8 protein-coding genes are annotated in these 12,006 nt (G+C 28.3%); 6 read left to right on the top strand and 2 right to left on the bottom strand.

Annotated elements, in window-relative coordinates:
* The first annotated feature begins 496 nt into the window (after window positions 1–496).
* Together nrdD and nrdG are read left to right on the top strand one after the other, a co-directional pair.
* Window positions 497–2,617, top strand: a complete 2,121-nt coding sequence (gene nrdD / locus EXD82_RS09505) for an anaerobic ribonucleoside-triphosphate reductase (protein WP_142536684.1) — start codon at window positions 497–499, stop codon at window positions 2,615–2,617.
* A gap of 15 nt (window positions 2,618–2,632) precedes the next feature.
* Complete coding sequence (gene nrdG, locus EXD82_RS09500; protein WP_142536683.1) at window positions 2,633–3,145, top strand: anaerobic ribonucleoside-triphosphate reductase activating protein; 513 nt, start codon at window positions 2,633–2,635, stop codon at window positions 3,143–3,145.
* Window positions 3,146–3,194: 49 nt separating this feature from the next.
* Here the strand turns inward: nrdG and EXD82_RS09495 are convergent, their stop codons facing one another.
* Window positions 3,195–4,964 carry an ABC transporter ATP-binding protein gene (locus EXD82_RS09495; protein WP_142536682.1) on the bottom strand — a complete coding sequence of 590 codons (1,770 nt, stop codon included), beginning with the start codon at window positions 4,962–4,964 and terminating at the stop codon, window positions 3,195–3,197.
* Window positions 4,954–6,684 carry an ABC transporter ATP-binding protein gene (locus tag EXD82_RS09490; RefSeq protein WP_142536681.1) on the bottom strand — a complete coding sequence of 577 codons (1,731 nt, stop codon included), beginning with the start codon at window positions 6,682–6,684 and terminating at the stop codon, window positions 4,954–4,956. Before EXD82_RS09490 ends, EXD82_RS09495 begins: the two co-directional genes overlap by 11 nt.
* 165 nt (window positions 6,685–6,849) lie before the next feature.
* Between EXD82_RS09490 and EXD82_RS09485 the strand changes: the two genes are divergently transcribed.
* From EXD82_RS09485 to EXD82_RS09470, 4 genes are all read left to right on the top strand, one after another.
* On the top strand, window positions 6,850–7,677 hold the full coding sequence (locus EXD82_RS09485; RefSeq protein WP_174919222.1) for a MerR family transcriptional regulator: 828 nt from the start codon (window positions 6,850–6,852) through the stop codon (window positions 7,675–7,677).
* A gap of 320 nt (window positions 7,678–7,997) precedes the next feature.
* Complete coding sequence (locus EXD82_RS09480) at window positions 7,998–8,561, top strand: tyrosine-type recombinase/integrase (RefSeq protein ID WP_142536679.1); 564 nt, start codon at window positions 7,998–8,000, stop codon at window positions 8,559–8,561.
* A 115-nt stretch (window positions 8,562–8,676) separates the two neighbouring features.
* A complete protein-coding gene (locus EXD82_RS09475; protein ID WP_142536678.1) occupies window positions 8,677–9,867 on the top strand; it encodes a metallophosphoesterase in 1,191 nt (396 codons plus the stop codon).
* Window positions 9,868–10,810: 943 nt separating this feature from the next.
* On the top strand, window positions 10,811–11,953 hold the full coding sequence (locus EXD82_RS09470) for a tyrosine-type recombinase/integrase (protein ID WP_142536677.1): 1,143 nt from the start codon (window positions 10,811–10,813) through the stop codon (window positions 11,951–11,953).
* Window positions 11,954–12,006: the final 53 nt, after the last annotated feature.

The following is a 12,006-nucleotide window of genomic DNA, read 5'->3' as shown; positions in this document are numbered from 1 at the left end:
CAATTTTTTAGAATAGATGCTTCTATATTATATTTTTTAGAAAGAATTCTATATCCAATGTTAGAGTTAATATATTCTTCAACTATTTTTAATTTTAATTCTTTACTATATTTACTCATAAAAAATCCCCCTTTGTTTAAACTTATGTCTAACAAAAGGGGTTAACTACATTTTACTGGGGGGTTCCTTTTTTGTATATAGCCTCACAGTTTTAATGTGAGGATTTTTAAAAAAATATAAAAAAATTTTTTTAAAAATTATTTTGGGCATATGTTGAAAATACAAACTTCTAGAAGTAATATAGTAAATATATACTTTTGTACGATGATTAACAGATATTTATTCGGGTATTAGTTATATTAAATCCTTGTATGTGTATTTTATATTATTATTTGATAAGTGCAATAATAAAATTTCATAACATCTCTAAACGTATTTTTGTTATAATAGTAGATGTACGCCAAAAAGGATTATTAAATGAACCGGAGGGAATAGAATGGATATTATTAAAAGAGACGGTAGTGTAGTACCTTTTGATAAAACAAAAATAGAAATTGCCATTTTAAAAGCTATGAAAAATGGTAGTGGAATATATAAACCAGATATAGCTTTAAAGATATCAGATGATGCTACTGATTATTTTAGAAAACAGGATAAAACGCCTACAATACATCAAATTGAGGTTTATGTATATAATAGGCTTATACATTATGATCAGAGCGAAACTGCAAGAGCTTATGAAGGATATAGAGCAGTACAGTCATTTAAAAGACAGACGAATACAACTGATGATAATATACTTGGACTTATCGCCAAAACAAATGAGGATATTCTTAAAGAGAATTCAAATAAAAACTCTATTATAGCTTCTACTCAGAGAGATCTTATTGCCGGGGAAGTGTCAAGGGATATTGCAAGGAGAAAACTTATACCACCACATATTGTTCAGGCACATGATGAAGGTATTATCCATTGGCATGATATGGACTATACTCTTCAATCTATATTTAACTGCTGCTTGATAAATATACAGGATATGCTTGATAATGGTACAGTTATAAATGAAAAAATGGTCGAATCACCAAAATCATTTTCTACTGCGTGTACTGTAACAACTCAGATAATGGCTCAGGTAGCAAGTAATCAGTATGGTGGTCAGAGTATAACTATAAAACATCTGGCTCCATATCTTAGAAGAACTTATAATAAATTTTATAATATGTACATTGAGAAATATAAAAATGAAGAACTTGCAAAAGATATTGCAAATGACATGATGCTTAAAGATCTTAAAGACGGTGTTCAAACAATAAGATATCAGCTTTCTACTCTAATGACAACAAACGGACAGGCACCTTTTGCTACTATTTACCTTGAGATAGAAGAGGGTAGTGAATACGAAAAGGAAATGGCTCTTATATGCGAAGAAATGATAAAACAGAGACTTGAAGGTATGAAAAACTATAAAGGTCAGCCTATTGGTGAAGCATTTCCTAAACTGGTATATCTTCTTGATGAACACAACTGCCTTGAAGGCGGAAAATATGATTATATAACAAAACTTGCAGCTGAGTGTACAGCAAAAAGACTAGTTCCAGATTATCAGAGTGCTAAAATAATGAGAAGCAACTATGAGGGAAATACATTTCCTCCTATGGGATGCAGAAGTCATCTTTCTCCATATAAAGATGAAAATGGAAATTATAAATGGTATGGAAGATTTAATCAGGGAGTTATATCTCTTAATCTTCCTCAGATAGGGATAATTGCTAAAAAAGATATGGATCTTTTCTGGCACATTCTTGATCAGAGACTTGATCTCTGCAAGGAAGCTCTACTTGTAAGACACAATATGCTTAAAGGAACATTATCAGATGTTTCACCAATACATTGGCAGCATGGTGCGATAGCAAGACTTGGAAAAGGTGAAACTATAGATAAACTACTTGAAAATGGATATTCATCTTTAAGCCTTGGATATGTTGGTATATATGAAATGGTTCAGGCTATGATGGGTGTTAGCCATACAACTCCTGAAGGAGAAAAATTTGCACTTGATGTAATGAAACATATGAGAGATAAGTGTGAAGAATGGAAAGCTGAAACTGGACTTGGATTCAGTTTATATGGGACTCCAGCTGAAAATCTAGTATATAGATTCTGCAGACTTGATAAACAGAAATTTGGAGAAATACCAAATGTTACTGATAAACTTTATTATACAAACAGTTATCATGTTAATGTCTGTGAAGAAATAGATGCTTTTAGTAAGCTTAAATTTGAATCACAGTTCCATGGAATAAGTCTTGGTGGATGTATATCATATATAGAGGTTCCTGATATGTCCAGAAACCTTGAAGCTGTTGAACAGGTTATAAATTATATATATCATAACATACAGTACGCTGAGATAAATACAAAACCTGATGTCTGTTATAAATGTGGATATACAGGAGAAATTAAACTTGATGAAAATCTTGAATGGTACTGTCCATCTTGCGGAAATAGAGATGAATCTGATATGCAGGTAATGAGAAGAACTTGTGGGTACATAGGTACAAATTTCTGGAATAAAGGTCGTACTCAGGAAATAGGAGACAGAGTTCTTCATCTTTAATATGGATGTGATTTTATGAGATATGAAAAAATAAGAAAATTCGATGTTTCAAATGCTCCTGGAGTAAGAACCACTATATTTGTAACAGGATGTACGCACAACTGCAAAGGATGTTTTAATAAAGAACTTCAGGATTTTAATGCCGGTAAAATATGGACAAAATCTGATGAGGATATGTTTATAGAATATACTAAAAATGAAAATGTCGTTGGAGTTAATATTCTTGGTGGAGAACCAATGCAGCAGACAATGGATAGAGCTCTTTTAAATCTACTTAGAAGAATAAATACTGAAACAGGAAAAAATATATGGCTTTGGTCTGGTTATACATTTGAAGAAATTATAAAAGATAAAGACAGGAAGGAACTCCTTGAATGTGTTGACGTTCTTGTAGATGGACGTTTTAATATTGAAAAGAGAAATATAAATCTTAAATATCGCGGTTCTGAAAATCAGAGAGTTATAGATGTTAAAGAAACTTTAAAAAATAATTCTATTATATTATATGAGTTTGAAGAAAATATATAAATAAAAAATCACCTAGGATAGAATCCCTAGGTGATTTTTTATTTTATCATTACAGAGATGAAAACTGTGCGTTGTATAAATCCGCATAAAACCCTTTTTTATCTAATAGTTCATCATGATTACCAGATTCTATAATATTTCCATCTTTTAAGACAATTATTTTATCAGCATTTTTTATCGTAGAAAGTCTGTGAGCTATTATGAAACTTGTTCTTCCATTCATAAGATGATCCATTGCACCTTGTATATTTTTTTCAGTCTTTGTATCAATTGAGCTTGTTGCTTCATCCAATATAAGAATATCCGGATTTTTTAATATAGCTCTTGCTATTGTAAGAAGCTGTTTTTCTCCCTGTGATATATTATCAGCTTCTTCATCAATTTTTGTATCATATCCATGTGGAAGAGAAGATATGAACTCTTCTAGATTGGCAAGCTTACATGCCTTTTTTAACTCTGTTTCTGATGCGTTTGGATTTGAAAACAATATATTATCTTTTATACTACCTGAGAATAGCCATGTATCCTGTAATACCATACCAAATCTCTCTCTTAATTTTTCCCTATTTATACTTTTTATATCTATACCATCTATTTCAATTTTCCCCTTTTGAGAATCATAGAATCTCATAAGCAAATTCACTATTGTAGTTTTTCCAGATCCTGTTGCTCCTACTATAGCAACAGTCTCTCCTTTATTTACTTCAAAAGAAATTCCCTTTAATACTTTTTTATCACCGTATCCAAATTCAACATTTTCAAAAGATATGCATCTATTTATAGATATATCTCTCTTTTCTACATCATATTCATTATTATATTCTAAAAATTCATGTATTCTGCTCATTGCGGAAAGAGATGATTGTATCTGTGATGAAAGTTGAGATACCTGTGAAAGAGGTTCATTTACCTGCCATATAAATCTTATAAAAGCCTGCAGCTGACCTACACTTATTGTCCCGTTTATACAGTAAAAACCCCCTATTACAGAAATCAGTCCTATAGATATATATGTTATAAAAGAAAGAGCAGGCGACATAAAATATGATAAAAATTGCGCCTTAAATGCTGTTAATTTGAGCTCACTGTTTATTTTTTCAAACTTTTTTTCATATTCGTCTTGCTTACCATATAATATGATTTCATTATATCCTGTAAAACTTTCTGTTATATTTGCACTTAGATCTCCAAGAGATTTTTGTTGCATATCGAAACTTTTTTGGGATATAGATGCTATTTTTCTTATTATAAAATATGAAATAGGTATAAATAATATAACGCATAATGTCATCAATAGATTTACTCTAAACATCATTATAAAAGCAAATGTAACAGTCATAATACCGCTTATAATATTTACAAATGTCTGCTGCATGGCTGTTGATATAGTATCAACATCATTTGTTATTCTACTTAATATATCTCCTTTTGGATGAGAATCTATTGTTTTCACTGAAAGAGAATTTATTTTTTTTATACAATCATTTCTTAAATCTCTCATAGTGTTTTGTATAGATTCGGTTATAAAAAACATTCCAAACATTTGAGAGAATGTTTTTATAATATATATTATTAGAAGAAAAGAGATTATACTAATAATTTTTTCTATTTGAATATGCGCTCCTGGTATAGAAGAAGCTATATTTTTTAAGTCTTTTATAATTGCATTGGTAACCATTCCCTCTATGTTAGGAGCTAGGACCATTGCAAAATTTGAAATAATTATCATTAATATAGATGCAAAGAATGTTTTCTTATATGGAGATATGTATTTGAATAATGTTTTTAGTGAATATGGAATTTTTATTTTATTCTTCATATAACATTTCCTCCAATCCTATTTGTGAATCTACTATGTCTTTATAAATTTTACAGTTATCTAATAATTCATTATGTTTTCCTGAAGATATTATTTCTCCATGATTCATGACAAGTATTTTATCAGCATCTTTTATTGTAGAAATTCTCTGTGCTACTATGAATGTAATTGCATTACCTGTTATGGATTTTAAAGCAGCTCTTACCTTTGCATCTGTTTTAAAGTCAAGAGCGGAAAATGCATCGTCAAAAATATAAATATCAGGTTTTCTTACAATAGCTCTTGCAATCGAAAGTCTTTGCTTTTGTCCTCCAGATAGATTTGCTGCGTTTTCTTCAATTTCGTCGTTAAAACCAGATTTCCTTGTAGATATAAAATCCATCGCCTGTGCTATTTCTGCAGCTTCTATTATATCCTTTTCAGCAGCATTTGCATTTCCGAAACATATATTATCTCTTATACTTCCTTTAAATAAAAATGCCTTTTGTGCCACAAAACCTATTTTATTTCTCCAATTATTTATATCAATATATTTTATATTTTTATCATTAAATCTTATCTCTCCTTCAGAAGGATCTGATAATCTTGGTATAAGTCTTACAAGACTACTTTTACCTGAACCAGTAGCTCCTACTATTGCAATTGTTTCACCTTTTTTAGCAGTAAAATTTATATTATTAAGTATAGTTTTTCCATCTTTGATATATTTTACATTTCTAAATTCAATAAAACTATTTTCTTCATCTTCTAACTTTTCGGTTGAAAGGTTTTTTATTGATATATCGCTGTCAAAAACTTCCTGTATTCTTTTTGCACTTACATTTGCTCTTGGGTACATCATAAATATCATACAAAATAACATCATAGATATCATAGCGTGGAATAGGTAGTCAAGAAAAGCAACAAGTTTACCTATTTCTAGGGAACCATCACTTATAAGAATCGCTCCAACATAATAAATCCGACATACAGCAATATTCATAAGCAGAAAGAATATAGGCTGTGTTGACTGCATTATTTTAAACATAAGTTTTGAATTATGAGCAAATTCTTCATTGGTTTTAGAAAATCTTATTTCTTCAGACTTTTGTCTATTAAAAGATCTTATTACTCTGAGTCCAGTAAGATTTTCTCTTGATATTCTATTTATATCGTCTAATCCTCTTTGCTGCTTTTCAGATATTGGGCCTGTAACTTTTGCAACAATTATAACTCCCAAAATTATAAAAGGTATCGTTGCAAATATTACCCAGAATAAATCAGAACTTGATCTGTATGTAAGGATAAGACTACCTATGAGCATTACTGGTGTTAAAACAGCCATTCTAAGTATTGTATTTACAAATAACTGTATTTGAAAAGCATCATTATTAGTTCTTGTAATAAGTCCGGCAATCTTAAATTCACTGAATTCATTATGTGAAAATTTCTGTATTTTTTTATATAAATCCAATCTTATATCATGTGTTATTCCTGTTGATATTTTTGCACAACAATAACCCATAATAATGGTACCCATAACCCCAACAACTGATACAAATAGAATTTTTAATCCCCCATTTATTATATATGTTCTATTATTTCCCGAAATACCATAGTCTATTATATCAGCTACTATTGTAGGTATACCTAATTCTACAAGTGCGAATCCTAATGCTGAAACAGCATTTAAAATAAATAATAGTTTATATCTTTTCAGATATTTTATTATAAGTTTCATATATAGGTTTCTCCTTTCTATTCTATTCTCAATAATATGTTAAAGTATAATGTTACTTTATAGTCAATACTTATATTTTAATATTTCTATTTATTTATAAAATTCATAAGTATTTACATATATGATATAATTCTTTTGTAAACTTATATATTTATGGAGGATTATATGACGAAGAAAAAACTTCTTTCTACAGGAGAATTTGCTAAGCTTTGCAATATACCCAAACATGTTTTAATTTATTATGATGAAATAGGACTCTTTAAACCTGATAAATATGGTAAAAATGGATATAGATATTATTCATACTTTCAATATGATACATTTGTCATGATCTCAGCGCTAAAAAAATTAGGAATGTCGCTTGATAATATCAAAGAATATATGAATAATAGAAACCCAAAAATCTTCCTTGATTTATTATCAGAAAAAGAGAGCGAACTTGATAAAAGTATTGAGCAATTAAAACAAATAAAAAGATATATATCTCATTTAAAAGAATCTACAAAAGAAGGTATGATTTATGATAAAAGCTGTGTATTTGAAACAAATATACAAAATGATGAGTATCTGCTTTTAAGTGATGATTTTGATAAAAACAAAGCTGCAGAAATTCTTACTGATAATTTTATAGAAAAATATTCTGATTTTATAAACAATAACAGGCTTGATTCTCTTGAAAAAATTGGCCTTATGATAAGAACTGATAGAATAGATGTATATACCGATACTTTTATGGATTATGACTATTTTTTTATTCCTACAGATAAAGCATACAGTTCTAATATATATGTCAGAAAAAAAGGAATGTATCTAATAGGTATACATGTTGGAGATTATGAACGTATCTCTGAAACATATAAACAGATGATGATATATTCAGAAAAAAAATCCATGATACTTGGAGAATATGCTTTCGAAGAATACATATTAAATGATCTTACTCAAGGTAATAGTAAAACATACGTTACAAAAATACTTATACCTATAATTTAATATTTTTATATGTAGTCACCTTTTCAGGTGACTTTTTAAATTTATACATTTTTATTTGACCCTCTATTTTCGTCTATAAGCATATATAAGGTACTAATACACCAATATAATTTTTAAACGCCTTAAAATCGATTTTACTAGGTGTGTAAAAACTGCGTATAATCTATAAAATGCGCAGTTAAATATATAAGCATTGGAATTACTGGGTTTTAGGATTTATATAATTATCCCTTAAAATAAATACGCAGTTTATTTTAATAAAATACGCAGTTATGTTATAATATAATATGCATAAAATTATACGATTTAGAGGTGATATTATGAGACCACTTGAGGTTTATGAATATAGTCAAATAATGGATCTTTTAGATACCGGTTTTCAATATAGAGATATTGGAAATAAAAAAAGAATTTTTAGGCCTAACTCAAAAGTAAAAATGGCTCTTTTCCTGGAAGCAAATCTTGGTCTTAGAATTTCTGATATAAAAAGACTTAAAATAAAAAATTTTAAAGGAAGTAAACTTGAAATAACTGAAAAAAAGACAGGAAAACTTCAATACAGAGAAATAAATCCAGAAATAGTAGATATAGTGAAAGATTATGCAATAGAAAATGGACTTAGGCTCAATGATTATCTTCTTGATATCGGAATAAGAAATGTTCAGCAGCAGCTTAAAATAATAACAAATTATTTAGGATTGGAAAATATAAGTACACATAGTTTCAGAAAATTATATGCTACACTTCAGTACGAGAAAAGTAACGGGAATATAGAACTCATAAAAGAGTTGTTGAATCATACAAGCATCGCTACTACACAAAAGTATATAAGAGTTAGCCAACAGGAAATAGATAAAGCCAGCAGAGAATTTTTATTAAAATAGCATTATTGCACTTCATACCGTTTTTAATACCATTCAGTCAATCTTTATTGAAATAGAGTAAAATAAATGATATCTTTGGGTTAGAATCATATATATCATAAAAGGAGTGATTTTTATGAAAAGAAAGAGGATTATAGTAATATCTGTGCTTGCATGTGCAGCAGCTATTACTACTGCCGGCATATTTTATAATAGCAGAACAACTGATATAAATATTCTGGCAACTACCGATATACACGGTTCTACTTCGAGATCTATGGTATCGTATGTAAAAAATTATAAAAAAGAAGGAAAAGCAGATTTAGTTGTGGATTCAGGAGATTTCTGGGGAAGTGGTACAAATGAAATGCTAGAATGGATTAGTGGAAAGAAACCATTGTTTGATGAAAGCGGAAGAGTTGAATTCTATGGAGAGGATACGGATGGAGACGGATTTCCTGACAAAAACGGAGATATTGATGGAGATGGTGTTGGACCAGACATGAAATATGAAAAAGTAAGAGAGCCTTGGAGTGGAGAAGCTCCTATTTTAAGAGATATGAAAAAAATGGAAGTAGATTCTGTAACTTTAGGAAATCATGAATTTGTAGAATCAGATATAAATAATCTTAACAATATTATTTCTATGTTTGATAAAGCTGGCATATCTGTTCTATCAGCTAATATTTATAACTCTTCTGATGACAAAAACTTTGTAAAACCATATATAATAAAAGAAATAGAAAAAGAAAATAGTTCTATAAAAGTTGCAGTTTTAGGGCTTACTCTTCCCGAAATAGCTGAACCATATGAATTGAATAAATCGACTGGAGAATATGAATATAGTGGTAACTATAATATATCATCATTAGAACAGTATGAAAATAAATTATATTTGAATGACCTTGTTGAAGAGGCTACTAAATGGAGTAAATATATTGAGAAACATGAAAAACCAGATATAGTTGTACTTACAGTTCATTCCGGAGAAGAGCCTAAAAAACCTAAACATCCTGGGAATAGAGTAAAAGAGATTGCTCATAAAGTTCCTGGAATAGATATTATTGTTGCAGGGCATACACACGCAACAATTCAGGAACATAATTACAAAAATAATGTAACAGGAGACAATGTTCTTGTTACACAACCTTCATCAAATGGAAGAGGTATTTCTAATATAAATATCAAATTAAAAAAAGAAAATAATAACTGGAAAATAATAGATATAAGTTCTAAAGTAGATAAATTGAATATAGTAGATATGTCAAAATTCGATTACAGCAAATATACTGCTGAAGAAGCCTATAATATAGGTTATAGATTGTAAATATAATAACAGCCTGACTTTCATAACTCAAACAGAGTAGAGAAGTCAGGCTATTTTCGATTTAAGTATTCCATTTTTTCTTCCTTTTCTTTTTATGTTATAGTTTTAATAATTATACAGCTTTTGCCATTAAATATATAGCTGGGAATATTATTAAAGCAGAGCATATAACCTGTGCAACATTTATTATCATATCTTTCACCTCTTTTTATAATCCTTATTTCTTAATACAATATAAGTATATCATTTATTATTATATTTTGCAAGATTTATATATTGTTTTTTCATTTATTATTATATTTGCAAATATTCATATTTTTATAGTTTATTTGTTATTTACAATTTTTATATGGCAAGTTCCTTTATTTTCAATGGTTACAGCTGTATAACATATGATTAGCCCTAAAAATATACATTTGTATACATAATACGTTATTTTCTTTAATAATATGATTTATGAAAGATTATTAATAATGTGCATTAAAAATTTCTATTAAGCCAAATATCATCCATGATTTTGTAAAATGTCTATATTTGAATAAAATTTATAACTCCTTGCATAAAACTAAAACGTCTGATTTATATTATGTATGATCTAATTATGTATGATCTAAATTCAAGTTGGAGTTTAGGTTCATAAATAAAATTGTTATTTTATTTGTGGAATAAAGATAAATAGTAACAATCAAATATACGATAAAAATCATGTATAAATTACAGAAAAGAGAATTCGATATAACTATTCGTTAAATGTATATTTTCGGAATAGTTATTAAAAACTATAAATAATAGTAACAATTATACGTATTTTAACATATAATCATATAATAATAACATCTTTAAATTTTATTTATGTTTCATTAATATATTTATTTACCTCTGTTTTATTTTTATAATTTGATATATAATTATTTTATTATTTGTATATTTTATGGAGGTAATTATGTCAGATAATATAAAAATACATAACAAGTCATCAAGACCTGATAATATTGTAATTAGAGATAATCATAAAATAGAAAAATGTATAGAAATACAAAATAAACTCCCTTCTTTTATGAAGGATTATTTTATATATCTTAAAGGATCTGTTTCTGTATCCAGTAGACTTGCTTATCTTGAAGATATATTATTCTTTTGTCAATATCTTGTAGAAACACATGAACACACAAATGTAAATGATACCTCTGAAATCACACTTTCAGACTTTTCATCTATCAAAGCTAGAGATATTAACTTATTTTTAGGAGAATATTGCAGCAGATACTATAAAAAAATAGGAAATAATACGATGATTTTTGAAAATAATAATAGAGCCCTTGCCAGAAAAAAATCCTCCTTATCTACTCTATTTAAATTTCTATATCGCAATGAACAGCTACATGAAAATATAACAGACGGATTTAACCCTATTAAATTGCCAAAACCGCAACCTGATGCTATAAAAAGACTTGATATAGATGAGGTTGCTATAATGCTTGATGCTGTAGAAAGCGGAAATGGACTTACCGAAAGAGAAAAAATATACTGGAAAAAAACAAAGTTAAGAGACAAGGCTATTCTTGCATTATTTGTAACATACGGATTAAGATTAAATGAACTTAGGGAATTAAATATTTCATCATTCAACTTCTCTAGAGGAGAATTTACCATATTCAGAAAAAGAGGTAAGGAGGTTTTAATGCCTATAAATAAAACTTGTGAATATGTTGTAAAAGATTATATAGAAAACGAAAGACCAAATAGCGAGGAAATTCCAGAAGAACATAGAGATGCATTATTTTTATCTCTTCAGAAAAAAAGAATTACAGAAAGGGCCATAACATCTCTTGTAAAAAAATACTCGTCTATTTCAATGTGTACATCCAGAGATAAAGGATACAGTCCTCACAAGCTTAGAGCTACAGCAGCTACATCACTTATTCAAAATGGCTTTACCATTTATGATGTACAAAATCTGTTGGATCATGATAATGTAACAACTACACAGCTTTATGCTGCACACAAAAAAAATGTAAAAAGAGATATAGTAAAAAATTTCGAGTGGCTTGCTGAAAAAAATACAGATGATGATTCTATCGAATAAATGTTTGTATGATATATATAAATATGTTATCATATAATTAAATTAATATTAGA

Origin of the sequence: Peptacetobacter hominis (assembly GCF_006861675.1) — a bacterium.
Lineage (GTDB): Bacteria > Bacillota > Clostridia > Peptostreptococcales > Peptostreptococcaceae > Peptacetobacter > Peptacetobacter hominis.
Note: the sequence above shows the minus strand (reverse complement) of the source record. Positions and strands in the feature narration are given on the sequence as shown.

Excerpts from the sequence above, each read along its gene's own strand:
- nrdD (WP_142536684.1), top strand. The coding sequence starts at position 497 with ATGGATATTATTAAAAGAGACGGTAGTGTAGTACCTTTTGATAAAACA.
- EXD82_RS09495 (WP_142536682.1), bottom strand. The coding sequence starts at position 4,964 with ATGAAGAATAAAATAAAAATTCCATATTCACTAAAAACATTATTCAAA.
- EXD82_RS09490 (WP_142536681.1), bottom strand. The coding sequence starts at position 6,684 with ATGAAACTTATAATAAAATATCTGAAAAGATATAAACTATTATTTATT.
- EXD82_RS09475 (WP_142536678.1), top strand. The coding sequence starts at position 8,677 with ATGAAAAGAAAGAGGATTATAGTAATATCTGTGCTTGCATGTGCAGCA.
- EXD82_RS09470 (WP_142536677.1), top strand. The coding sequence starts at position 10,811 with ATGTCAGATAATATAAAAATACATAACAAGTCATCAAGACCTGATAAT.
- EXD82_RS09485 (WP_174919222.1), top strand. The coding sequence starts at position 6,850 with ATGACGAAGAAAAAACTTCTTTCTACAGGAGAATTTGCTAAGCTTTGC.
- EXD82_RS09480 (WP_142536679.1), top strand. The coding sequence starts at position 7,998 with ATGAGACCACTTGAGGTTTATGAATATAGTCAAATAATGGATCTTTTA.
- nrdG (WP_142536683.1), top strand. The coding sequence starts at position 2,633 with ATGAGATATGAAAAAATAAGAAAATTCGATGTTTCAAATGCTCCTGGA.